The sequence below is a fragment of the Micromonospora sp. NPDC047762 genome (assembly GCF_043204655.1).
In the GTDB taxonomy this organism is placed as follows: domain Bacteria; phylum Actinomycetota; class Actinomycetes; order Mycobacteriales; family Micromonosporaceae; genus Micromonospora.
Genome location: NZ_JBIDCQ010000008.1, coordinates 327,183 through 351,334, shown reverse-complemented (window position 1 = coordinate 351,334; position 24,152 = coordinate 327,183). Strand labels below are relative to the sequence as shown.

General features: G+C 72.7%; 21 protein-coding genes. 10 read left to right on the top strand and 11 right to left on the bottom strand.

Features of this window, described 5'->3' with window-relative positions; translation table 11 throughout:
- Positions 1-1,281, top strand: coding sequence for an RNA polymerase sigma factor (locus tag ACGF3C_RS24935; protein ID WP_393225785.1), 1,281 nt, complete (start codon positions 1-3; stop codon positions 1,279-1,281).
- A 537-nt stretch (positions 1,282-1,818) separates the two neighbouring features.
- Positions 1,819-2,139, top strand: coding sequence for a multidrug efflux SMR transporter (locus ACGF3C_RS24930; protein ID WP_112585076.1), 321 nt, complete (start codon positions 1,819-1,821; stop codon positions 2,137-2,139).
- Between the two features lie 55 nt (positions 2,140-2,194).
- Here ACGF3C_RS24930 and ACGF3C_RS24925 read toward each other — a convergent pair whose 3' ends face one another.
- The gene (locus tag ACGF3C_RS24925; RefSeq protein ID WP_393225598.1) at positions 2,195-3,526 is read right to left on the bottom strand and encodes a cellulase family glycosylhydrolase; all 1,332 of its coding nucleotides are present in this window, start codon (positions 3,524-3,526) and stop codon (positions 2,195-2,197) included.
- A gap of 374 nt (positions 3,527-3,900) precedes the next feature.
- Between ACGF3C_RS24925 and ACGF3C_RS24920 the strand changes: the two genes are divergently transcribed.
- Positions 3,901-4,863: a TIGR03557 family F420-dependent LLM class oxidoreductase gene (locus ACGF3C_RS24920; protein WP_393225595.1), complete on the top strand. Its 963-nt coding sequence runs from the start codon at positions 3,901-3,903 to the stop codon at positions 4,861-4,863.
- Entirely contained in the window at positions 4,860-5,207 is a 348-nt protein-coding gene (locus ACGF3C_RS24915; RefSeq protein WP_393225592.1) for an alpha/beta fold hydrolase, read from the top strand. The genes ACGF3C_RS24920 and ACGF3C_RS24915 overlap by 4 nt, the downstream gene beginning before the upstream one ends.
- Positions 5,208-5,421: 214 nt before the next feature.
- Here ACGF3C_RS24915 and ACGF3C_RS24910 read toward each other — a convergent pair whose 3' ends face one another.
- The 7 genes from ACGF3C_RS24910 to ACGF3C_RS24880 form a co-directional block, all read right to left on the bottom strand.
- Positions 5,422-6,204 carry a hypothetical protein gene (locus tag ACGF3C_RS24910; protein ID WP_393225589.1) on the bottom strand — a complete coding sequence of 261 codons (783 nt, stop codon included), beginning with the start codon at positions 6,202-6,204 and terminating at the stop codon, positions 5,422-5,424.
- A 65-nt stretch (positions 6,205-6,269) separates the two neighbouring features.
- Positions 6,270-7,079: an endonuclease/exonuclease/phosphatase family protein gene (locus ACGF3C_RS24905; protein ID WP_393225586.1), complete on the bottom strand. Its 810-nt coding sequence runs from the start codon at positions 7,077-7,079 to the stop codon at positions 6,270-6,272.
- 11 nt (positions 7,080-7,090) lie between these two features.
- Entirely contained in the window at positions 7,091-8,581 is a 1,491-nt protein-coding gene (locus ACGF3C_RS24900) for a phosphatase PAP2 family protein (RefSeq protein WP_357224813.1), read from the bottom strand.
- Between the two features lie 68 nt (positions 8,582-8,649).
- On the bottom strand, positions 8,650-9,651 hold the full coding sequence (locus ACGF3C_RS24895; RefSeq protein ID WP_357224817.1) for a YihY/virulence factor BrkB family protein: 1,002 nt from the start codon (positions 9,649-9,651) through the stop codon (positions 8,650-8,652).
- Positions 9,644-10,648, bottom strand: coding sequence for a diacylglycerol/lipid kinase family protein (locus tag ACGF3C_RS24890; protein WP_393225581.1), 1,005 nt, complete (start codon positions 10,646-10,648; stop codon positions 9,644-9,646). The genes ACGF3C_RS24895 and ACGF3C_RS24890 overlap by 8 nt, the downstream gene beginning before the upstream one ends.
- A 93-nt stretch (positions 10,649-10,741) precedes the next feature.
- Complete coding sequence (locus tag ACGF3C_RS24885) at positions 10,742-11,320, bottom strand: Clp protease N-terminal domain-containing protein (RefSeq protein WP_393225782.1); 579 nt, start codon at positions 11,318-11,320, stop codon at positions 10,742-10,744.
- Positions 11,320-11,556, bottom strand: coding sequence for an HTH domain-containing protein (locus ACGF3C_RS24880; RefSeq protein ID WP_030336062.1), 237 nt, complete (start codon positions 11,554-11,556; stop codon positions 11,320-11,322). The genes ACGF3C_RS24885 and ACGF3C_RS24880 overlap by 1 nt, the downstream gene beginning before the upstream one ends.
- Before the next feature lie 152 nt (positions 11,557-11,708).
- Between ACGF3C_RS24880 and ACGF3C_RS24875 the strand changes: the two genes are divergently transcribed.
- From ACGF3C_RS24875 to ACGF3C_RS24865, 3 genes are all read left to right on the top strand, one after another.
- Positions 11,709-12,569 (top strand): universal stress protein, encoded by an 861-nt coding sequence (locus ACGF3C_RS24875; RefSeq protein WP_393225578.1) that lies wholly within the window; start codon positions 11,709-11,711, stop codon positions 12,567-12,569.
- Positions 12,570-12,636: 67 nt separating this feature from the next.
- Positions 12,637-15,030, top strand: coding sequence for a phosphoketolase (locus ACGF3C_RS24870; protein WP_393225779.1), 2,394 nt, complete (start codon positions 12,637-12,639; stop codon positions 15,028-15,030).
- A complete protein-coding gene (locus ACGF3C_RS24865) occupies positions 14,991-15,887 on the top strand; it encodes a universal stress protein (RefSeq protein WP_393225575.1) in 897 nt (298 codons plus the stop codon). The genes ACGF3C_RS24870 and ACGF3C_RS24865 overlap by 40 nt, the downstream gene beginning before the upstream one ends.
- Before the next feature lie 46 nt (positions 15,888-15,933).
- On the opposite strand, the gene ACGF3C_RS24860 is transcribed toward ACGF3C_RS24865, so the two are convergent.
- Positions 15,934-18,279: a heavy metal translocating P-type ATPase gene (locus tag ACGF3C_RS24860; RefSeq protein WP_357230733.1), complete on the bottom strand. Its 2,346-nt coding sequence runs from the start codon at positions 18,277-18,279 to the stop codon at positions 15,934-15,936.
- 232 nt (positions 18,280-18,511) lie between these two features.
- Here ACGF3C_RS24860 and ACGF3C_RS24855 point away from each other — a divergent pair, with 232 nt between their 5' ends.
- Together ACGF3C_RS24855 and ACGF3C_RS24850 are read left to right on the top strand one after the other, a co-directional pair.
- A complete protein-coding gene (locus ACGF3C_RS24855) occupies positions 18,512-19,495 on the top strand; it encodes an Acg family FMN-binding oxidoreductase (protein ID WP_393225572.1) in 984 nt (327 codons plus the stop codon).
- A gap of 97 nt (positions 19,496-19,592) precedes the next feature.
- Positions 19,593-21,266: a GAF domain-containing protein gene (locus tag ACGF3C_RS24850; protein WP_393225776.1), complete on the top strand. Its 1,674-nt coding sequence runs from the start codon at positions 19,593-19,595 to the stop codon at positions 21,264-21,266.
- A 15-nt stretch (positions 21,267-21,281) separates the two neighbouring features.
- Here ACGF3C_RS24850 and ACGF3C_RS24845 read toward each other — a convergent pair whose 3' ends face one another.
- The gene (locus tag ACGF3C_RS24845; protein WP_355576846.1) at positions 21,282-21,920 is read right to left on the bottom strand and encodes a response regulator transcription factor; all 639 of its coding nucleotides are present in this window, start codon (positions 21,918-21,920) and stop codon (positions 21,282-21,284) included.
- Positions 21,921-22,113: 193 nt separating this feature from the next.
- On the opposite strand from ACGF3C_RS24845, the gene ACGF3C_RS24840 reads away from it, so the two are divergent.
- Entirely contained in the window at positions 22,114-23,088 is a 975-nt protein-coding gene (locus ACGF3C_RS24840; RefSeq protein ID WP_357233284.1) for an Acg family FMN-binding oxidoreductase, read from the top strand.
- Between the two features lie 15 nt (positions 23,089-23,103).
- On the opposite strand, the gene ACGF3C_RS24835 is transcribed toward ACGF3C_RS24840, so the two are convergent.
- Positions 23,104-24,096: an NAD-dependent epimerase/dehydratase family protein gene (locus ACGF3C_RS24835; RefSeq protein ID WP_357233286.1), complete on the bottom strand. Its 993-nt coding sequence runs from the start codon at positions 24,094-24,096 to the stop codon at positions 23,104-23,106.
- Between the last annotated feature and the right edge of the window lie 56 nt (positions 24,097-24,152).

Genomic DNA, 24,152 nt, shown 5'->3' with positions numbered 1-24,152 from the left:
CTGAACACCGATCCCCGCATCGAGGACCTGCTGCGCGAGTTGGCGCCGCAGGTCCTCGGCGTGCTCAGCCGCCGCTTCGGTGACTTCGCCACCGCTGAGGACGCGGTGCAGGAGGCGCTGCTGGCCGCCGCAACCCAGTGGCCGACCGAGGGACTGCCGGCGAACCCCCGTGGCTGGCTGATCCAGGTCGGCTACCGGCGGATGATCGAGCTGGTCCGCGGTGAGCAGGCCCGACGCCGCCGGGAGGACCTGGTCGCCCGCCGGGATCCGGACGACCAGCGGTACGCGCCAGCCCCGGACGAGGAATTGACCGCCGAGCGGGACGACACGCTGGTGCTGCTCTTCCTCTGCTGTCACCCGGCGCTCGCGCCAACGTCGGCGGTGGCGCTGACCCTGCGCGCCGTCGGTGGGTTGAGCACCGCCGAGATCGCCCGCGCGTTCCTGGTGCCCGAGGCGACGATGGCGCAGCGGATCAGCCGGGCCAAGCACCGCATCCGGGTATCCGGGCTACCCTTCCGGATGCCCGAGCCGGCGGATCGGGCGGACCGGTTGGTCGCCGTACGGCAGGTGCTCTACCTGGTCTTCACTGAGGGCCACACCAGCACCACCGGCCCGGACCTGCGTCGCGTCGATCTCGCGGCGGAGGCGATCCGGCTGACCCGCGCACTGCACACGCTGCTGCCGAACGACAGCGAATCAGCCGGGCTGCTGGCGTTGATGCTGCTCACCGAGGCCCGCGGGCCGGCGCGGACCGGGCCCTCCGGCGAGCTGATCTCACTCGCCGATCAGGACCGCAGCCGATGGGACGCGACGGCGATCGCCGAAGGCGTCGCACTGGTCACCCGGGCCCTGCCGCGCGGGCCGGTCGGTCCGTACCAGGTACAGGCCGCCATCGCCGCCCTGCACGACGAGGCGCCGAGCACCGAGCAGACCGACTGGCCGCAGATTCTGGCGCTGTACGAGGTGCTGGAACGCTTGGCCGCCAGCCCTGTGGTGGCCCTCAACCGGGCCGTGGCAACTGCCATGGTGCACGGACCAGCCGCCGGCCTGGCTGCCCTCGACACGTTGACGGACGACCCGCAGTTGGCCGGACACCACCGGCTGGCCGCCGCCCGCGCCCACCTGCACGAGATGGCCGGTGACCAGGCCCGGGCGGTCGCCGACTATCGGATCGCCGCCGCCCGCACGAGCAGCCGCCCCGAGCAGCTCTACCTGACCATGCGAGCAGCCCGACTGGCCGCCCAGCCCGGGGACTGCCCGCCTCGCGGGTGGTCGCCGTGACGAGAGCCCGTTTGGGTGTGACGGCAGCAGCCTCACGCACCACGGCCGGCAACCTTGGACAGTTTCCGTCAGCACGAAACGGAAAGTGTCCAAGATCTACCCTGCCGGCTCCTTCGCACGCCCCTACCGGCGTCGCCGGCTTGGTCGGGACCGACAGGCGGGCCAGCGCCCCCTCACTCGACGCGGATCAGCGGGCGGGTGTGGGCCGGGCCGCCTTTGGAGTTGATGCCGTAAACGATTCATCCATGGCCTGAGCGCCGGGGCGGCGCGGCTCCACGGCGCGGCCCGGCGACGCGGCCCGGCAGCGCGGCCCGGCAGTGCGGCCCGGCAGTGCGGCCCAGCAGCGCGGCCCAGCAGCGCGGCCCAGCGGCGGGGCGCTATGTGGCCGATTCGTTTGTGACATCAGCTCCAAAGGCATTCGGTGGTAGGTGCCGGGGGTGCCCGGACGTCACGTGCACGGGCCCGCCGGGCGGGGACCTCACCGGCACTAGCCTGGGTGGCGATGGGCTCATCGATCACGAAGGACCGAGGGGACGCATGGCGTACGTGCTGCTGGGGATCGCCATTCTCGCCGAGGTGGTGGCGACCAGCCTGATCAAGAGCACCGCCGGGTTCAGTCGACTCTGGCCGACGGTGGCGTGCCTCGGCGGCTACGCGCTGGCGTTCCTCCTGCTGGCCCAGGCCGTCAAGGAGATCCCCGTCGGGGTGGCGTACGCCCTCTGGTCGGGTCTGGGCACCGCGGCCATCGTGGCGATCGGGGCGGTTTTCCTGGGTGAGTCGGTGGGGCTCGCCAAGCTCACCGGCATCGCACTGATCATCGCCGGGGTGGTCATCGTGAACCTCGCCGGGGAGCACTGACCGGGACGGTTTCCGGTGGCCGGGCCCGGTGCGGACCCGGCCACCGGTCCGACGGTCAGCTCGCCGTGCAGCTCACCGCGGGCAGGCTGTTGGTGCCGGTCCAACTGCCGAGGAAGCCGAAACTGGCGCTGGCCCCGGCGGCCAGTCGTCCGTTGTAATCCGTGTTGCGGGCGGTCACCGTGGTTCCGCTGCTGGTGAGCGCCACATTCCAGGACTGGGTGACGCGTTGGCCGTTGGCGAAGGTCCACCCGGCGGTCCAGCCGGTGATCGCCCTCGCGCCGGCGGTCACCCGTACCTCACCCTGGAAGCCGCCCTGCCACTGGTTGGTCACCGTGTACGTCGCCGTGCAGCCACCGCTGGGGGGCGGCGTGGTCGGCGGGGGCGTCGTCGGCGGTGGGGTGCCGCCGAAGACGGTGGCCTCGCGGGCGGTCTGCCGGATGCCGTTGACCCCGTTGAAGAGGCGCTGACCCCAGTCGGTCAGGCTCGCCGGGTTGAAGTTGGTGGCCAGGTCGAGATACTCGACGCCGCCGCCGTTGCCGCTCCACGACCAGCCCAGCCAACCGATCCCGTTGGCCTGGCTGTACGCGAGGATGGCGTCCTCGTCCGGGTTGCCGTCGGAGTGGTTGAAGCCGAACTCACCGACCACGATGGGCAGCCCCGCGGTGCGGAACCGGCCCAGGTAGTCGCTGATCTCCGCGGCGGTGTCGAAGACCCCGTACATGTGGATGGAGAACACGGTGTTGCGGGCCGGGTCGGCGGCGAAGACCGACGCGGCGTTGTCGCGCATGGTGAACGACCAGTCCTGCCCCCAGTTCGGCGCGTCCACCATGATCGTGTGGGTCAACCCGCCGGCCCGCAGGCGCTTGATCGCGTTGGCGTTGTCGGTGGCCCACGAGCCGTAGTTCTGGTTGCCGTACGGCTCATTGCCGATGTTGACGATGACGTACCTCTCCTGGCCGGCGAGGACGTCGGCGAGGCTGAGCCAGTAGTCGACGGCGCGGTCGAGGGTGATCGCGCCGCTCTGCTCGCCGTACCCGGTGGTGTCGTGCACCTCCAGCACGCAGATCAGCCGGTTGGTCTTGCAGAGCGAGATGACGTTGGCGACGTCGGCGTTGGTGTTGCGGGTCCACCGGTCGCCGCTGGAGAGCACCACCCGCACGGTGTTCGCGCCGAGCGCCTTGACGTCGGCGAACGAACTGGTCTGCTGCGGGTACCAGGTGTGCGCGTGGTTGACGCCGCGCATGATGAATTCGGCGCCGTTGGCGTCGTACAACTTGCCGCCAGCGACGGAGAACCCAGCCGCGGCGTGCGCCGGCTGGCCGAACGCCAGCACGGTGACGAGCAACGCGAGCACTGTCGCGCCGGCGGCGGAGAGTCGAGTCTTCATGGCCTTCCTCAGGGAGGACCCCCGGTGCCCGACAGGGGTGGGGACGTGACGGGAAAGGCGGCTGCAGCCCGGCAGCCGCGCCCGGCTCCCGGCGCAGGCATCAGCGTAGGACGATGGATTGGCCTTCGCAACCGGTTCAGTTGACGGGCCCGCAGCCCGGACAGCCGCAACGGCCCACGCGGACGCGGGCCGTCACGGGGCGGTCATCCCCACCACAGGATGTGCGCCACACCCGGGTCTTAACCGGTTAAGAGCGACGGTAGGCAGGTGGTCGGCTCCCGTCAAGCATCGCGGCAGCCGAACCGGACGGGAGGGTTGACCGCTGTGCACCGGGGTATCCCGGGAACGATCCGTCAGCGAGAGGGGATACCAGGATGGTCAGCGTCGGCTACACCCTGATGAGCGAGCAGGCCGGGCCCAAGCAGCTGGTGGACCATGCGGTACGGGCCGAGGCGGCTGGCTTCGACCAACTGGTGGTGTCCGACCACTACTACCCGTGGCTGGACTCCCAGGGCCACTCCCCGTACGCCTGGTCGGTGCTCGGCGCTGTCGCCCATGCCACCTCCCGCGCGGAGCTGATGTCATTCGTGACCTGCCCGATCCGCCGCTACCACCCGGCCGTGGTGGCGCAGAAGGCCAGCACCGTCGGCGCGCTCTCCGACGGCCGGTTCACCCTCGGCCTGGGTGCCGGGGAGAACCTGAACGAGCACGTGGTCGGCGGCTGGCCGCACGTGCAGCAGCGGCACGAGATGTTCGAGGAGGCGTTGCAGATCATCCGGCCGTTGCTCAACGGCGAGACGCTGACCTTCTCCGGCAACCACTTCGACGTGCCCGACGCCTACGTCTGGGACCGCCCGGAACGGCCGGTGCCGATGGCCGTCGCCGCGTCCGGTCGACAGTCCGCGACGTTGGCCGCCGAGTACGGCAACGGCCTCATCTCCACCGAACCCGACCGGCACATCATCGAGATGTACGACGACGCCGGGGGCGTCGGCCAGCCCCGCTACGGCCAGGTGGCCATCTGCTACGGCCCCGACGAGGCGGAGTGCCGCAAGATCGTGCACGACCAGTTCCGCTGGTTCGGCATGGGTTGGAAGGTCAACGCCGACCTGCCCGGCCCGGAGTCGTTCGCCGCCGCCACCCAGTTCGTCCGCGAGGAGGACGTCGCCGAGGGCATCTCCTGCGGCCCGGACGTGGACGCGCACGTCGAGGCGTTCCGCAAGTTCGTCGACGCCGGCTTCACGCACGTGGCGATCATCCAGGTGGGTGGGGAGACCCAGCCGATGTTCCTGGACTGGGCCCAGGAGCAACTGCTGCCCCGACTGCGCCAACTGTGAATCGGATCGCGACCCATCCGCCGGTCGGGTCAGCCCGACCGGCTCGGACCAGCCGGTTCGGGCTGGCCGAACTGCGGCTCGGCATGGCCGCGCCCCGGCCAGCCGCAGGACTCACCAGCGAGTGGCGACTCGTCGACGGACTGCGCACCCACACCCGCCGCAGCGCCGACCCGGGGACCGGCACGCCACCCGTGGTGCTGGTGCACGGCCTGGCCGTCTCGCACCGGTACCTCACCCCGCTGGCCGTCGCGCTCTCCACGTACCGCAACGGTGGCGGGACGAAGCGACACGGCTGGTGCCGCAGGCGTCCCGGGTGGTCGTTCCCGGTGCCGCGCACAACGTGATCACTACCGCTCCAACTGCCGTCGCGGACGCGATCCGGCGCCTGCTCGCCCCTCATCCCGCACTCACGGACAGGTGAACATCATGCGCTTCGGCAATACGGAGATCCGCCCGCTCGGCGGTGGCCTCGGCTGCCTCCTGATGATCCTCTTCTCGATCGTGGCGTCGGTGGTGCTGACCGTCCTGTTGAATCTGGTGCTCTGAGCCCCGTACGTCTCAACGGCGCAGGCCCAGGGCGTTGAGCACCTCCCGGACGGCAAGCCGGGCCGGGTCGAGCACCGAACGGCGGGCCCAGCGGGCCGCGGGCGCGACGGTGGCCCGCCACACCGCCCTGAGCCCCCGCGCCACCGGCACGACCGTCACCGACCAGACCCACCGGACTCCGGACAGCAGCGGGCGCAGCAGCAGTCGGTGGAGCAGTCGCAGCATCCGGCCGGCCGTCCGCCACGCACCGACCACTGCGGCGACGACCAGCCGACCGACGGGCGTGAGCACCGTGCCCAACCATCGCAGCGGCCACAGGACCAGGTACCTGGCGAGCCAGACGAGCACGCGCCCCAGGACCACGAGGGCCGGACGCAGCCCATGACGGGTCAACCAGACCAGCGCGGGCCAGATCACCGTGCGGACGACCCACACCAGCGGAAGCCACAGCAGGTGCCGGGCGCACCAGACCAGCGGAAGCCAGACCAGCCGGTGCAGCAGCCAGGCCAGGGGGGCCAGCAGCCAGCGGCGCAGGCACCGGCCGGCCGGGCGGAGCAGGTACCGGTGCAGCAGTCGGCCGGCAGCCACGATCAGCTCCCAGAGCAGGCGTACCGGCAGCACCACGACCAGCGCCACACCACGCGCGACGGCCGCGACGAGCGGAGGCGCGACGGCGGCCGGCTGCGCCCTGCCCGAGACCGGCGGGTCGGCGGCCGGACGAGCCCTCGGCGGCGCGGCCCGGTGATCGTTCGGCGGACCTGGCAACGGCGAGCGGAGGGTGCGGCGGTCGGTCACGGTGGCACGGTAATCGGCCGGCGCCACGCCCTGGGTGGCACCGGCCGCGCGAGCCGACGGCGGCGTCAGCCGGGAGACAGCTCCAGCGTGGCGAGCAGCGGATAGTGGTCGGAGGCGGTGGCCGCCACCCCGTCGCGGATCACCCGACAGTCGCGCACCCGCTGCGCCACCGCCGGACTGCCGAGCAGGTAGTCCAACCGCATCCCGGCGAACTCGGCCCCACCCAGCCCGGTGGGCACCGTGTAGCCGGCGGCCTCCGGCGCGTCGACGTTGCCCGACGGCCAGAGGTCGACGAGACCGGCGGCGAGCAGCCGGGCGACCGCCCGGGTGTCCACCGTGTCGCCGGAGCGACGCAGGTGCCGCCGCCGGTAGAGGGTGGGCATACCAGCCAGCCGGTCGGTGTGGTCGACGGTCGGATCGAGCGAGTTGAGGTCACCGGTGATCAACGTCAACGGCCCCTGGTCGTGGCGCATCGCGGCGATCAACCAGTCCACCTCCATCCGCCGCCGACCCCCGGAGTACGGGTAGAGGTGGGTGCCCAGCACAGTGAACGGGCCGGCCGACGTGGCCACCACGACGCGGGCGGCGGCATGGTGGAACGGCCGACGCACCGGCCTCGCGTCGACGACCCGGTACGGCGGCCGGACCAGCACCGCCACCGGCTGCCCGAAGCAGGACCGGGCCAGGTGGGGAACCATCCCCACCCGGCCCGCCACGCCGGCCATCAACCCGCCCCTGTCAAAACCGCGCAACTCCTGCAACGCCAGCACGTCCGGTGCCTGCTCGTCGACGACCTGAACCACCTGATCCAGCCGGTCGAGGCCGCCGCGATCCCGGCCGCCGGTGCGAATGTTCCAGGTCATCACCCGCAGCACGACGGCGACGCCTAGTCGGCTCGGCCGGCCCGCGCCAGCTCGTCGTCGAGGGTGTCCACGTCCTCCGACTCGATGGCCGGCTGGTTACCTTCCTTCAGATCCTCGTTCGGGCGGATCACCAGGTAGAGCAGGCCGATCCAGAGCGCGGAGAGCACGATCGCGCCCATGAAGTCGGTCGGGTGGTGCATCCCCCGGTACATCCGGGACGTGGCCACCCCGACCGGCATGAGCACGGCCAGCCCCACGAAGATCCAGCGCCACCACCTGTCGGTACGCGGGAACACGATGACGGTGATCGCCAGCCAGACGCAGATCGTGGCCGCGATGTGCCCGGACGGGAACGACGAGGTGGGCATCTGCCCGTCCAGGTTCTCCACCGGCGGACGTGGCCGGTCCACCGCGCGGGCCGACGCGAGGAAGAGGGTCAACTCCCCCACCATCGCCAGCGCCACGAAGAGCACCGGGCGCCAGCGCCGCCACACCGCCAGCACCAGCGGGCAGAACACCAGCGAGATCAGCAGGATGGCATGGGTGTCACCGAACTTGCTCCACCACCAGCTGATGTCGGTCAGCACCTCGGTGTGCCGTTCGGCGAACCACCGCGGCACCTCAGTGTCGAGGGTGTCGAAGAAGGTGCCCTTGGCGTGGTAGCTGACGTACGTGCCGAAGCCGTACAGCGCGCCGAACACGATCACCCAGCCGACCAGCAGCTCGGCCACCGCCGAGCGGGGATGGGCCAGCACGTGTTCCTCGGCCGGGGCGGGGGCGATGTCGTGCCCCGCCTCCGGCTCCAGGCCCTCGGTCAGCGGCGGCACCGGCTTGCCCCGCTCCCGCCGCCACAGGCGGAAGGCGTACGCGGTGACGCCCAGCCAGGCGGCGCCGAGCAGCCAGGCGGCCAGCACGTCGGAGACGAAGTGCACGCCCAGCGCGATCCGGGTCAGCCCGACCAGCGCCACCAGCACACCGACGCCGACGATGGCCGGCTTACGCCAGCGGGGTGCCATCGCCGGCAGGAACACCAGCAGCAGCGCTCCGTACGCGACGAACGAGCCGAGCGCGTGCCCGCTCGGGAAGCTGTTGCCGGGCGCGCTGGCGATCGGCACGTCCACCACCGGGCGGAGCCGGCCGACAAGCGTCTTCAGTGACGGGTCGAGGATCAGGCCACCGACCCCCGTGATGATCAGGTAAACGGCGAGTCGGGGCTGTCGCCGGATCAGCAGACCGACCACGGCGATGGTGACCAGCCAGATGAGGATCGGCCGGCCGCCCAGGTCCGTCACCGCCTGGAGCACGGTGACCAGCGCGTGGTGCGGGGCGACGAGCCCGTTGAACCACTCGGCGAGCCCGTGGTCGACGTCCTGCAACGGGCTCCACTGCACCCGGACGAGCAACAACAGCAGCCCGAAGGCCACCCCGGCACCGGTGACGGCCACCAGACCGGCAATGCTCCGTTCGGCGAAATGACCGACCGGACGGTGCGCCACCTCTTTGACCGCGGCCACCCCGCACCTCCCTTTCCTGTCTGGCGAGGCGCTTTACCCGATCCGCGTCCGTCGTACACGCCACAGCGCTAGAGCGCCGACATGTCCCCGGTGTCGTACAGCTCGGCGCGGTCCGGGTCGGGCTCCCACAGATCCGGTTGGGCGGGCTCCCGCACACCAATGCGCAGCGCCTCCAGTTGCGCGGCGAAGGACAGCCCGCCGAAGAGCGCCATCCCGGTCAGGTTGGCCCAGAGCAGCAGCGCCATCATGCCGGTCAGGGCGCCGTAGGTCTGCCCGAAACCGTCACTGAACCGCACGTACGCGGCGAGCAGCAGGCTGGCCAGCCACCACAGCGCGGTGGCGATGCCGGCCCCGAAGAACAGCCAGGACAGGCCCGGCTGGTTGCGGCGCGGCGCTTGTCGGAACAGCACGGCGACGGCGACGACGGTCAACCCGAGGCTCAGCGGGAAGCGGATCACGTCCCAGATGCCGTTGGCGAGCGCGCCCCACTCGTAGTGTTCGCGCACCGAGTCGCCCATCGCGCCGCCGCCGACCAGGATCAGGAAGCCGGCGAGGGCGGGCAGGCCGGCGGTGACGGCCAGCACGGCGGCCCGCAGGTATTTGCGCAGCGCCGGGCGGTCCCGCTCGACGCCGTAGATGCGGTTGGCGCCCCGCTCGATCTGGGCCATCGTGGTGGTGAGCGCGAACAGGCCGGTGAGCAGACCGAGGGTGAGGGCCAGCTCGCCGGCGTCCTCGACGCGTTCGCCCTCACCGAGCAGCTCGGAGACCACCTGCTCGCTCTGGCCGGGGGTGAGCGCCAGGACGGTGTCGGCGACCACCTGGCCGCCCTCCCGGACGCCCAGCTCGCTGATCAGCCCGGTGAGGGCGATCAGGAACGGCACCACGGCGAGGCAGAGTTGCAGCGCGAAGGCCCGGGAGTGGCTGAACCCGTCGCCGTAGCGGAACCGGATGAAGGCGTCCCGCAGCAGGTGCCAGCCGCCCTGCCGGCGCAGTGTGTGCCAGGCGTCGTCGGCGGACAGCTCCTCGTCGGCCATCAGCCGGGTCTCCGGCACGATCCGGGTGCTACTCACGGCGCGCTTCCTCGATCAGCTGCTCGCCCCGCTCCCCGGCGCCTTGCGCGTCAACGGCCAGGTCGGGGGCGCCCTCGGGCTGCGGAACGCAGAGCCAGAGCGCCTGGGGTCGGATCTCCGCCCGCAGTTGTCGACCCGGGGAGATCAGGTCGCCGTCCAACTCCCGAGGCTGCGCCCGGTTGCTGCTGACCACCACGCGCCGACCCCGGAACACCTCCAACTGCGGCACCTGGCCGCTGCGGCGGATCACCGCCCAACCGAGCGCGAGCCAGTGCCGCAGGTTTCGGGGGGTGAGCACGGCGACATCGAGCCAGCCGTCGTCCGGCTCGGCCTCGGTCAGCAGGGTCACTCCGCCCTGCAGCCGGCCCACGTTGGCGATCAGGACCGAACGGGCCCGGCGGCGCACCGCCGGCCGGTCGTCGATGCGGATCTGCACCCGCATCGGCCGGTCCCGCAGGTGGCGGACGGCGCCCACCACGTACGCGGGCCAGCCGATGCGGGCCTTCGTCGTCTCGTTTGTGGCTTCGAGCATCTGGGCGTCGAAGCCCATGCCGGCCATCACTGTGAAGTACTTGTCCTCCACCGCGCCGACGTCGAGCAGTCGCCGGCCGCGTTCGACGGCGACCTGGAGCCCGGCGGCCAGATCGGTGGAGAGCCCCAGGTTGGCGGCGAGCAGGTTGCCGGTGCCCTGCGGCAGCACGGCGAGGGCCACGTCGGTGCCGACCAACCCACTGACGCAGGCCATCACGGTGCCGTCGCCGCCGCAGGCGAAGACCAGGTCGACGCCGGCCTTGACGGCCTCTTCGGTCTGGCCCCGACCGGGGTCTTCGACAGTCGTCTCGTACCACTGCGGCTCGGGCCAGCCGGCCGCGGCGAGGGCGTCGTCGACAGTGCGGCGCAGCTCGTCGAGATCGTCGACCTTCGACGGGTTCACCACCACGGCGGAGCGCAACCCGCCGTCGCCGCCAGCGGGCCGCCTGTCCTGTCCAGCATCCACGGCGTCAGTGTGCAGCACCCGGACGGCTTCAGCGACCCGGCGTCGACGTGGCGTCGGAAGTGCCACAGACAGGTTTCAGAATGCTCGTGCCCGTCAGGCCGCCGCCCGCAGGGCGATCTCCACCCGTCGGCGCAGATCATCGAGGTCGATCCCGGACTCGGTGAGCACCACCGCTCCCAGCCCGTGGCCCTCCCGGAGCACCCCGAGCAGGATGTGCTCGGTGCCGATGTGTTTGTGTCGCAGTCGCAGGGCCTCCCGCAGGGACAGCTCCAGCGCCTTCTTGGAGCGGGGCGAGAACGGGCCGCCGAGGTAGCGCCTACGCCCCCAGCGGCGACGCGGCGCCGGCACCGCCTCCCGTAGCGCGTCCGGGCCGAAGGACTGCTCGATGCGGGCCACGATCGCGGCCAGGTCGATGCCGATCTCCCGCAGGGCCGCCGCGTCCGCGTCGCCGAGGCCGGCGCCGCCGCTGACTGTGTGCCGGCGGACGCGTTCGCGCAGGTCGTCGGCGCGCACCCCGGCGTCGGCGAGCACCCGGCTGGCCAGCCCGGCGTCGTCGGCGAGCAGGGCGAGCAGCAGGTGCTCGGTGCCGACCGGGCGTTGGCCCTCGACCCGCGCCTCCTCCAGCGCCCGTCGCACCACGTCGCGTGCCCGGTCGGTGAACCGTTCGAACATCACGCCTCCCAGGATGAGTTGACCGCCGGTCGCCCGGCGTGCTTCTTGTGCACTGCCTGCCGGCTGACCTCGAGCGTGTCGGCGATCTCCTGCCAGGACCAGCCCTGCCGTCGGGCGTTGTCAACCTGGACCACCTCGAGTCGCTCGAGGAGCCGGCGTAGCGCGCGGACGGCGCGCAGCCCGACCCGGGGGTCGGTGCTGCCGGCTGCCGCCGCTAGTTCTGTCGCCTGACTCATGCCGTCAACATACGTTGACAACTGCGGGTCTGTCAACCCTGGTTGACGAGCGGCGACCGCAGCGGATCGGACCCGCCACCGTGCTCAGCCGACTACCCTCGGTCAGGGACAGCTTGGTCGTGCCGGGCGCGACGCCCGGGAGGTGATATCGGATGGCCGCACCCGCCGACGCAGCGGTGCTGGTCGGCCTCGGGTCGGAACTCGACCTCCCGGTCGTCGAACAGGCCGCGCAGGAGGCCGCCGGACACGGCCGGCCACTGCACCTGCTGCACACCTTCGATTGGCGCGCGGCCTTCGCCGCGGACACCGTCGCCGCACCCCGCGACCAGGCCGAAGATCTGATCACCCACGCCGCCCAACTCGCCCACCAGACCGAGCCAGGGCTGACCGTACGCGGGGAGATCGTCGAGAGCGCCATGCTGCCCACCCTCATCCGCCGCTCGGAGGCCGCCTTCCTGCTGGCCGTCGGCGACAGCGGCATGGCGGGCAGCGGTCAGTGCGTTCCGGCCGAGACGACAGCCGTGCAGTTGGCCGCCCGGGCCGGATGCCCCCTGCTGGTGGTCCGACGTGAACCGCCGCCGCAGGGCCCGGTGCTGGTGGGCGTCGACGGCTCGCCCAGCTCACACCTCGCCCTGCAGTGGGCCCTCAAGTGCGCGGCCCGCCGCGACGCCCGACTGCTGGCCCTGCGGGTGGTGGAGTACGACGAGGACACCGACGCGGTCGCCGAGCAGCTCACCGAGGCACTGGTCCGGCACGCCGGGCGGGACCACACCGTGCCGACCGAGTGTCGCGTGGTACGCGGCGACCCCGCCGACGTGCTGATCGACACCTCCCGCAACGCGCAGGTGGCGCTGGTCGCCGCCCGCGGCGACGAGCCGGGGCGGGCCATGCTGGGCGCGGTCGCCCAGTCCCTGCTCTACCACTCCCCGGCCCCGGTGGTCGTCGTCCGCGGCCTGGCCGAGGCGCCGCTGACCGGGCCCGATGCCCGCCCGGCGCGGGACCAACGGCCCTGACCCCGGGCGTCCGCACCGGCCAGGCTGGACGCCGGAGGCCCCACTCCTACCCGCGAGAGGCAGCATGATGGAGACCGCTCTCGACGTGCACCACGCCCTCACCGACGACGAGCTGCGCCGGCTGGACGCCTACTGGCGCGCCGCGAACTACCTCACCGTCGGGCAGATCTACCTGCTGGACAATCCGCTGCTGCGCGAGCCGCTGACCCCCGACGACATCAAACCCCGACTGCTCGGGCACTGGGGCACCAGCCCCGGCCTCAATCTGATCTACGCCCACCTCAACCGGGTGATCGTGGCGCGCGACCTCAACGCCATGCTGGTCACCGGCCCCGGCCACGGCGGCCCGGCCATCGTGGCCAACACCTGGCTGGAGGGCACCTGGTCGGAGCGCTACCACGACGTGGCGCGCGACGAGGCCGGGATGTCCCGGCTGTTCCGCCAGTTCTCCTTCCCGGGCGGCATCCCCAGCCATGTCGCGGCGGACGTGCCGGGTTCGATCCACGAGGGCGGCGAGCTGGGGTACGCGCTGAGCCACGCCTACGGCGCCGCGTTCGACCACCCGGACCTGCTGGTGGCCTGCGTGATCGGCGACGGCGAGGCGGAGACCGGGCCGCTGGCCGGCAGTTGGCTCTCCGACGTGTTCCTCAACCCGGCCCGTGACGGCGCGGTGCTGCCCATCCTGCACCTCAACGGTTACAAGATCGCCAACCCGACGGTGCTGTCCCGGATCCCCGAGGACGACCTGCTGGACCTCATGCGTGGATCGGGCTACCAGCCGTACGTCGTGGCCGGTGACGAGCCCGCCCGGGTGCACCGGACCCTCGCCGCGACGCTGGACCGCGTGCTGAGCGAGATCGCCGAGATCCAGCGGAGGGCCCGCTCCGGAGGCGTCGTCGAACGCCCCCGCTGGCCGATGATCATTCTGCGGACGCCGAAGGGCTGGACCGGCCCGAGTGAGGTCGACGGCACCCAGGTGGAGGGCACCTACCGCGCCCACCAGGTGCCGCTGTCGGGCGTACGCGACAACCCTGCGCACCGGGCCGAGCTGGAGCACTGGCTGCGCAGCTACCGGCCGGAGGAGCTGTTCGACGCGACCGGCGCGCCGGTGGAGGAGCTGCTGACGCTGCCGCCGCGCGGTGACCGGCGGATGAGCGCCAACCCGGTCACCAACGGCGGCGTGGTGCTGCGCGACCTGACCCTGCCGGACTTCCGCGACTACGGCGTGGAGGTTCCCGAACCGGGTACGCCGATCGCCGGCGCGACCGGGGTGCTCGGCCCGTGGATCCGCGACGTCATCAGCGCCAACCCGGAGACGTTCCGGCTGTTCGGCCCGGACGAGGTCGCGTCCAACCGGCTGGGTGCGGCGTTCGAGGTGACCGACCGGGCCTGGGTGGCCGCCACAGTGCCCGGCGACGACCACCTCTCCCCCGACGGGCGGGTCATGGAGGTGCTCTCCGAGCACCTGTGCCAGGGCTGGCTGGAGGGCTACCTGCTGACCGGCCGGCACGGCGTGTTCACCAGCTACGAGGCGTTCATCCACATCGTCGACTCGATGCTGAACCAGCATGCCAAGTGGCTGAAGGTGACCCGGGCCATCCCCTGGCGGCAGCCGATCGCCTCGCTGAACTACCTGCTCTCCAGCCACGTCTGGCGGCAGGACCACAACGGCTTCTCCCACCAGGACCCGGGCTTCATCGACCACGTCGTCAACAAGAAGGCCGAGGTGGTGCGGGTCTATCTGCCACCGGACGCCAACACGTTGCTCGCCACGATGGACCACTGCCTGCGCAGCCGGCACTACATCAACGTGGTGGTGGCCGGTAAGCAGGCCGCCCCGAACTGGTTGACGATGACCGAGGCGATCCAGCACACCCGGCGTGGCCTGGGCATCTGGGAGTGGGCCAGCAGCGACGGCGTCACCGAACCGGACGTGGTGCTCGCCTGCTGCGGAGACGTGCCCACCCTGGAGACGTTGGCCGCCGCCGAACTGCTGCGCCAGCACCTGCCGAAATTGAAGGTGCGCCTGGTCAACGTGGTCGACCTGATGCGCCTCCAGCCGGACACCGAGCATCCACACGGTCTGACCGACAACGAGTTCGACACCATCTTCACCCAGGACCGGCCGATCATCTTCGCGTACCACGGTTATCCATGGCTGATCCACCGACTCACCTACCGCCGCACGAACCACGAGAACCTGCACGTGCGCGGTTACAAGGAGGAGGGCACCACCACCACCCCCTTCGACATGGTGATGCTCAACGACCTGGACCGCTTCCACCTGGTCATCGACGTCATCGACCGGGTGCCCGGGCTGGCCGCCAGCGCCGCGCACCTGCGCCAACGGATGGTCGACGCCCGGCAGGCGGCCCGCGACTACACCCGCCAGTACGGCGAGGACGACCCCCAGGTCGCCGAATGGCGCTGGGTCCGCGACACCGACCCGACCACCCCCTGAAGGAGGACGACGTGCGCAACGCGGAGATCCTGGTCGGCTACGACGGCTCCACCGACGCCTCGATCGCCCTGAACTGGGCCATCGACGAGGCACGGCACAGCGGCCAGCCGGTGCGGCTGGCGTACGTCTTCGAATGGCTGACGGTGGCCAGTTGGGTCGGCCCGGGCGTGGCCCCCGGCGTGTGGCCGGACGACACCGCCCGCCGGCAGGTCGACGACCTGGTGCGCAAGGCCGCGGCGGACGCCACAGCGGCGAACCCCGGGCTGACCATCACCGGCGAGGTGTACGACGGGCCGCCCGCGCTGGTGTTGCAGGAACGCTCGGCGGAGGCCGGGATGCTGGTGCTCGGCAGCCGGGGTCACGGCGGATTCGGTGGCCTGCTGGCCGGGTCGACGGCGGTCTCGGTCGCCGCGCACGCCCACTGCCCGGTCGTGGTGGTCCGGGACGGGGCCGACAAAGCCCTGGCCGGCCCGGTGGCGGTCGGCGTGGACGGCTCGGAACCGTCGCTGGTGGCGCTCGGCTTCGCGGCCGAACGGGCGGCACAGCGTCAGGTGCCGTTGCGCGTCCTGCACGCCTGGACGCCCGGCCCAGGCGGGGCGGCCGGGGTGCCCGACGAGCGGGCCGCCGTGGAGCAGGCGCTGGAGCCGTGGCGGCGGACGTTCGCCGAGCTGACCATCACCGTCGATCTGGTCCCGACCAGCCCGGCGGCCATGCTGATCGAGGCGAGCCGGGACGCGCGGCTGGTGGTGGTCGGCAGCCGCGGCCGGGGCGGGCTGGCCGGAATGCTGCTCGGCTCGGTCAGCCAGCAGCTCATCCAGCACGCCCACTGCCCGGTCGCGGTGGTCCGCGAACGCTGACATCCGCCGGGCGGGGCCGCACCGGGATGCGCGACCTGACCCGGGGTCACCGCCGCGCGGTCGTCGGGTCGGACGGGTCGAGGGAGAAGAACTCTTCCTCTTCCTGAGCCAGGTGCAGGCGCAGCACCGCGTCCAACCCGTAGAGGGTGGCCAGCAGGTCGGGAACCTGGTCGGGGCGCGGCCGGCCGTCGGCGGTCTGGGCGAGTTGGGCGCCGAGCAGGTCCACCTGACGGCGGATCTCCACGTGTGCCCGACTCATCGTCGACGTCGCCTCCTCGCTGCCCAGCGGGGCGGCCAGCGCGGGGTAGAGCTGTCGCTCCTCGGCAGTCACGTGCGGCAGCACGCGTTCGGTCAACCGGCGGTACGTCTCGCGTACCGCCGGCAGGCACCTCGGCGAGGCCGGGTCGGTGGCGACCAGGTCGGCGGTGTCCCGCAACCCGGCCAGCACGTCGCGGACCGCCTGATGTTCCGCCGCGTAGTGGGCGAGCAACTCCCGGGTGCGCGGCGGGACGTCGCGCCGGCGCAGCCCACCTCCCAGTGCCCGCAGCGCGTTGAGGATCACCAGCACGTCGATGCCCTCCTGAAGGAACGCGCCAACGACCGGGGGCAGCCGACCGGCCGCCGCCACGAGCATCGCCAGCACGGCCAACCCCATCCCGACGGTGGCGCTCTGCACCGCGATCCGCCGGGCGTACCGGGCGATCTCCACCGCGTCGGCGAGCCGGTCCAGCCGGTCCACGGTGAGCACCGCGTCCGCCACGTCCGCCGAGGCGCTCGCGCCGGTCGCGCCCATCGCCACGCCCACGTGCGCCTCAGCCAGTGCAGGAGCGTCGTTGACCCCGTCGCCGACCATCACGGTGACCGCCCGGTCGGCCTCCGCCCGGACCCGGGCCACCTTCTCCTGCGGCGTGCAGCGGGCAAGCACGTCGTCCACCCCCACCATCGCCGCGACCTGCGCTGCGGTGGCCGGTTGGTCGCCCGTGACCAGCAGGATCCGCCGCAGCCCCGCCGCACGCAGGCGCCGTACGGTGCGGCGGGCGTCGGGGCGAACCGGATCCTCCAGCAGGATCGCGCCGAGCACTCCACCCTCGTCGCTGACCCACACCGCAGACCAACCGGCCAGCTCGGTGCGGGCCCGCGCCCGGTCCGCCCACTCGGGCAGCTTCCCGGTGACCTGACCGACCCGGACCAGTCGGCCGTCGACCCGGCCGGTGACCCCCCGTCCCGGCTCCTCGGTGACGCCAGTCGGCTCGGTCAGTGTCAACCCCCGATCGCGAGCCTGCCGGACCAGCGCGGTGGCCAGCACGTGCGGAGACAACTGCTCCACCGAGGCCGCGAGGCGCAACACCTCGTCACGATCACCAGCCGGGGCGACTACCGTCTCGGCGGCGCGCGGGCGGCCGGCGGTCAGCGTGCCGGTCTTGTCCACCAGCAGTGTCCGAGCCCGGCCGAGCAGCTCCAGCGCGCCACCGTCGCGGACCAGGACCCCGCGCCGGGCCACCCGGGACAGGCCGGACACGATCGCGATCGGGGTGGCCAGCAGCAGCGGGCAGGGGGTGGCCACCACCAGCACCGCCACCGCCCGGACCACGTCGCCGGAGAGCAGCCAGCCCAGCCCGGCCAGGACCAGCGTGAACGGCACGAAAGCGGCGGCGTACCGGTCGGCCAGCCGCACCATCGGGGCCTTGCGGGCGGTCGCCTCCTGGGCCAACCGGACGATCCCGGCGTATGTGCTCTGCGCAGCGTTCCTTGTCGCGCGCATGCCGAACCCCGCGCCGGCGTTGACCACACCGCTGGGCACCGCCTCCCCGGCGGCCCGCTGAACCAGCCGCGACTCTCCGGTCACCACCGACTCGTCCAGCGTGGCCGCCTCGCCGACGGTCCCGTCGACCGGCACCACGTCCCCCGGGCCGACCAGCAACCGGTCCGCCACCGCCACCTGGTCCAGCGGCACCACCTCGATAGCGCCTCCGGGCCCACGCCGACGTGCGGTACGCGGAGCGCGCTCCAGGAGGGCCCGCAGGTCGCGGGTGGCCCGGCGCTGCGCGTACGCCTCCAACGACCGCCCGGTCGCCAGCATCACGGCGATGACCGCCCCGGCCAGGTACTCCCCGACGCCGAGCGCACCGGCCAGCGCCAGCACGGCGATCACGTCCACGCCGAAGTGCCGGTGCCACAACGAGCGCAGCATCGACCATGCGGCCGGTAGCAGCGCGGCCACCGTGACGGCCGCCCAGATCAGGTCGGCTGCGCCGGCCCGGCCGGCGATGCGCAGCACCGCACCCGCCAGCACTGCGGCGGTGAGCCCAACCAGCGGCACCCACGCCCACCACCGCCGGACCCGTCCGCGGACCGGCTGCTCCGGTACGCACTCGTTTGGCTCGGCCCCCACCTGCGCATCGTCGCAGCCGGTGGGCGGCCAGCGGCCGGACACCGGGCGTTTCGCCCGGTGTCCGCACGTCGTGGCGGTGTGCCGGGCCTGGTAAGGCGGGCGTAACGGCTCGGCGTGGTCGGGACCTGTGGCCCCTGCGGGCACACCACCGGATGGCACAGGATGAGGCGGCAACCCCAGACACGGCGACGCGCCGTACGGCACGATGAGCAGAGACGGAAAGGTCGTGACCATGAGTCAGGAAAGTCAGCTGACCACCGCGCTGGCGGAGGCCGCCGCCACCGCCGGCCACGCCCCCTCGGTGCACAACAGCCAGCCGTGGCGCTGGCGGGTGCTGCCCGACGCGTTGGAGCTGCGCTCCGTCGCCGACCGACAGCTCGCCGCCGCCGACCCCGAGGGGCGACTGCTCGCGATCAGCTGCGGCACCGCCCTGCACCACGCCCGACTGGCGCTGGCCGTCGAGGGGTGGCGCGCCGTGGTGCAACGGCTGCCCGACCCGGCCGACAGCGAGCTACTGGCTCGGCTGACCGACCTCAGCCACACCACGGCCGACCCGGACGCCATGCGCATGGTGCAGTGCATGCAGGTCCGGCACACCGACCGGCGGCCGGTCAGCGACGAGCCGGTGCCGCCCACCGCGATCGAGGAGATCACCCGGGCGGTCACCGCCGAGGGGTGTCGTTTGCAGATCCTCGACCGCGACGAGATGTTGGAGCTGGCCGCCACCGCGGGGCACGCCGACACGGTCGAGGCCGAGGATCCGGAGCTGCGCGCCGAGCTGGCGTACTGGACCAGCCGGGCCGGCGAGGGCACCGGCCTGCCCGCCGAGGTGCTGCCCGAGCAGCCTGCGCAGACCACCGTGCCGGGCCGCGACTTCGGCCGTCCCGGCAGCCTGCCGGTGGGCCCAGGCCACGATCGGATGGCGGTGTACGCGATGCTGCACGGCGACGAGGACGAGCGGGACAGTTGGCTGCGCGCGGGCGAGGCGCTCTCCGCCGGTTGGCTGACCGCCACTCGGCTTGGCGTGTCCGTGGTGCCGCTCAGCGCGGTGGTGGAGGTGCCGGGCACCCGGCAGACCTTGCGTCAGATGCTCTCCGGGATCGGCTTCCCGTACATCGCGTTGCGGTTGGGCATCGCGGACCCGACGCAGGCGGGTCCGCCGCACACGCCGCGGTTGACCACCGCACAGGTGGTCGACACCTCCGCGGTCCGTTGACGGGTCTGGCGACGAGCGGCACCGGCGCTACCATGCCTCGGTGACCAGCAGCGTGCCGCCGCCCCGTCCGGAACCAACGGCGGCACCGTCGCTCGGGCTGAGCCCGCTGTCGCGGGTCCGTCTCGACGAGCTGTTGCAGGAGATGCTGGTCCGGGTCGGTGAGGTGGTGACCAGCCGGGAGCGCCTGCGAGCCCTGCTCGACGCGGTGGTCGGCATCGGCACCAACCTGGATCTGCGCACCACCCTGCAACGCATCGTGCAGGCGGCCTGCGAGTTGGTCGGCGCCCGGTACGGCGCGCTCGGCGTGGTCGGCCCGGACCGGCTGCTGCACGACTTCATCGTCCACGGCATCACGCCCGAGCAGCACGAGCAGATCGGCGACCTGCCGCACGGGCGGGGCGTGCTCGGCCTGCTCATCGACGATCCCCGGCCGCTGCGGATGCCCGACATCACCCAGCACCCCCGCTCCTACGGGTTCCCGGCCAACCACCCGCCCATGCACAGCTTCCTGGGCGTGCCGGTCCTCATCCGCGACCAGATCTTCGGCAACCTCTACCTGGCGGAGAAGCAGGGCGGTGCCCAGTTCACCGAGGACGACGAGGAGATCGTCGTCGCGCTCGCCGCCGCCGCCGGCGTGGCCATCGAGAACGCCCGCCTGTACGCCCTGGCGCACCGGCGGGAACGCTGGCTCGCCGCCACCGCCGAGATCACCACGGTGCTGCTGGGCGAGGTACGCCGTACCGACGCGTTGGCGTTGGTCGCCCGCCGAGCCCGCGAGGTCGCCGAGGCCGAGCTGGCGCTGGTGCTGCTCTACGACACCGACACCGAGCAGTTCTCCGTGGAGGTGGTCGACGGCCCCGACGAGCAGGCCCACGCGCTCGTCGGCACGGTCCTGCCCGCCGCCGACACCAGCTTCGGCGCGGCTGTCGCCGAGGGCCGGCACGACCAGGTGGACGACCTGGCGCACGCCGCGCCGTGGCCGGCGCTGCTGCACACCGGCCCGGCGATGATCTCGCCACTCACCACCGCAGAGGCCCTGCACGGCGTGCTGATCGTGGCGCACCGCCCGGAGCGCGGCGGTGGCGCCAGCGAGGAGGACCTGACGCTGCTGGGCAGCTTCGCCGGGCAGGCCGCGCTGGCCATGGAACGGGCGCGCGGCCAGGAGGAACGGGAACTGCTGGTGGTCCTGGAGGACCGCGAGCGGATCGCCCGCGACCTGCACGACGTGGTGATCCAACGACTCTTCGCCACCGGCCTGCAACTGCAGAGCGCCGCACCGATGGCCCGCCCGGAGGTGGCCAAACGGATCAACGCGGCGGTCGACGATCTCGACGCCACCATCCGCGACATCCGGCGGACGATCTTCGAGCTGCGTACGCCGATGACCTCGGAGCTGCGCACCGAGATCCGTGCGGCGGTCGAGGCCGCCGCCGAAGCGCTGGGCTTCAGGCCGCACCTGGAGCTTTCCGGGCCGGTGGACAGCGCCGTTCCGGACGCCATCCGCCCGGACCTCACCGCCGTGCTGCGCGAGGCGCTGTCGAACGTGGTCCGCCACGCGCAGTGCACCCGCGTCGACGTCGCCGTACGCGTCGACTCCGGCCAGGTCACCGTGACGGTCACCGACAACGGGGTGGGCTGCGACCCGGCCGCCGCCCGGGGTGGCCTGGTCAACCTGCGCGAACGCGCCAGCCGCCTCGACGGCACCTTCACGGTCACCGCGGCCGAGTCGCGCGGCACCGAGGTGTGCTGGGCCGTGCCGCTGCGCGACTGACTCCCGCGACCCGGGTCAGGGCGCCTTGCCGAGCAGACGCGTGGCCAGAACGGCGGCCTGCGTGCGGCGCTCCAGGCCCAGCTTGGCCAGCACGCTGGAGACGTAGTTCTTCACCGTCTTCTCCGCCAGGAACATCCGACCGGCGATCTCCCGGTTGGTCAGCCCCTCGGCCACGTACTCCAGGATCCGCCGCTCCTGCTCGGTGAGCGACTTCAGCTCGCGCGGCTGCTCGACGCCGTTGCGGATGCGCTCCAGCACCCGGGTGGTGATCGCCGGGTCGAGCAGCGACTGCCCGGCCGCGACGCGACGCACCGCGTCGACCAGGTCGGTGCCACGGATCTGCTTGAGCACATACCCGGCGGCACCGGCCATGATGGCTGCGAACAGCGCCTCGTCGTCCTCGTACGAGGTGAGGATCAGCCCCTTGATGGACGAGTCGACGGCGCGGACGTCACGGCACACGTCGATGCCGTTGCCGTCCGGCAGCCGCGCGTCGAGGATCGCCACGTCGGGCCGCAGCGCCGGGATGCGGCGGGCCGCCTCCTGCGCCGAGCCGGACTCGCCGACCACCTCTATGTCGCCGCCGCTCTGCAGCAGGTCGGCCAGGCCACGGCGGACGACCTCATGGTCGTCGAGGAGGAAAACCCGGATCATCCCTCGTTTCTACCCGCTGCCCGTGGCCCAGCGCACGGGCCGAAGGTCCCGATCGGCGCGAAGCGAGCGGGCGCTCGGACCCGACTGGTCGGGACGTCCGGCCCTGCTGGGCGAGCACCGAACGACGGACCGTGGAGGTACGCCAGCACAGCGGCACCACCCGCCGCCGGCCCAGCGGGAGAGGAGCACCGACATGGACATCGGCTACACCGCCGCCCAGTTGCGGACCGCCGCCGTGGACGCGGTCCGGGCACCGTCGTTGCACAACACCCAACCGTGGCGGCTACGGCTGCGCGACGGCGGCATCGAGGTGCTGGCCGACCCGGCCCGCCGGCTGCCGGCGACCGACCCGAGCGGGTGGGGTGTCCGGATCGCCTGCGGCGCGGCGTTGTTCAACCTGCGGATCGCCCTGGCCGTGGCCGGGGTCCCGGCCCGGGTGCGGCTGCGCCCCGACCCGGCCGAGCCGGACCTGCTGGCCCGGCTGGTACCGGACCTCCCGCGCCGGCCCACCCCCGCCGAGCAGAGCCTGCACGGGGCCATCCCGCGCCGGTTCAGCAACCGTCTGCCGTTCTGGCCGGACCCGGTGCCGGGCGACGCCCGCTGGCGCCTCGGCGAGGCCGCCCGTGCCGAGCAGTGCTGGTTGGAGCTGCTGATCGGGGTGAGCGCGGTCTCCGCGTTCGGCGAGATCGCGCGCAGCGCGCACCGGGTGCTGGAGCGCGACCCCGCGTACCGGGCCGAACGGGAACGGTGGCTACGCCGGGAGTCCACCCCGGACGGCGTGCCCAGCTCCGCCGGAGGTCCGCGAGGCGAGCCGCAGGACGTCCTCCCGACGCGCGGCTACGGTGGGCGTGACCGCGCCCCCGGGCGCGACTTCGAACCGGAACCCCTGGTGGGGGTGCTGGGCTCGGCGGGCAACACCGCAGTGGACCAGGTGATCGCCGGGCAGGCCCTGCAACGCCTGCTGCTCACCGCCACGGACGCCGGGCTCAGCGTGTCGATGCTCTCCCAGCCGATCGAGGTGCCCACGGCGCGGGAGCAACTGCGGCTGGCGCTGGGCCGGTTCGGCACACCGCAGATGGTGCTGCGGATCGGGTACGGCCAGCCGGGTCGACCGACCCCCCGACGTGGTGTCGCCGAGGTGCTGGACCTGCCGGTGGTGCCCGCCTGACCCGCCGAGGCACGGTCAGCCGGCGAGCACGGCGGCCTCCAGGGTCGGATCCAACCCGATCGAGCTGCGCTGCGGTCGCCCGGCGCGCGGCGGAACCGCACCGACCTCGCGCAGCCACCGCCAGGTGTCGCCGACGGTCTCGGCCACCGGCCGGCAAGTCAAGCCGGCGGCCAGTGCCCGCGTGACGTCCCGCTCCAGCAACCCCCGGGACGGGTGGCCGCGCGGCAGCCAGATCGGCAGGTCGCTCCACGGCTGCACCCCGGCGGCGAGGATCGACGCCGGATCGGTCCACCGCAACCGGGCGTCGACACCGGTCGCGGCCACGCACGCGTCGAGCAGCTCGCCCATCGTGGTCTGCGTCGGACGGCCGACCGCGTTGAACGTGCCGCCCACCTTCCGGGTGCCCGCCTCGAGCATCCACCCCGCCAGGTCGCGGACGTCGACGTACTGCACCGGCAGGTCGGGCGGGGCGGGGGCGAGTACGTCCCCGCCCCGCTCGACGCGCCGTAGCCACCAGGGCAGCCGGCCGATGTCCTCGCCCGGGCCCAGGATCAGGCCGGCCCGCGCGACCAGCGCACGCCCACCGAACACCTCCCGCACGGCACGCTCGGCACCGGCCTTGAGCTGCGGGTAGTCGCCGTCGACGGAGCCCGGGTCGGCGTCCACCACCGGGGAGTCCTCGTGCAACCCCGCCGCGGCGTGGTCGGTGTAGACCGAGCCGCTGGACACGTACACGTAATGGCCGACCGTGTTGACCAGGGCGCGGGCGGCGTCTCCGGCGGCCCTCGGCGCACCGTCCCAGGTGTCCACGGCGACGTCCCACTCGCCACCGGCGAGCGCCGCCAGACCGTCCGGCGCGGTGCGGTCACCCCGCAACCGGTGTACGCCGGACGGCACCGTGCCGTGCAGCCCCCGGTTGAACACCGTCACCGACCAGCCGCGGCGTAGCGCCTCGGCGACGGTGGCCCCGCCCACGAATCCCGTACCACCCAGCACCAGCAGTCTCATGCGCTCCACCCTGCTGGCATCGGCCGGCGAAGGGCACCCCCGTTCGCCGGCAGCGG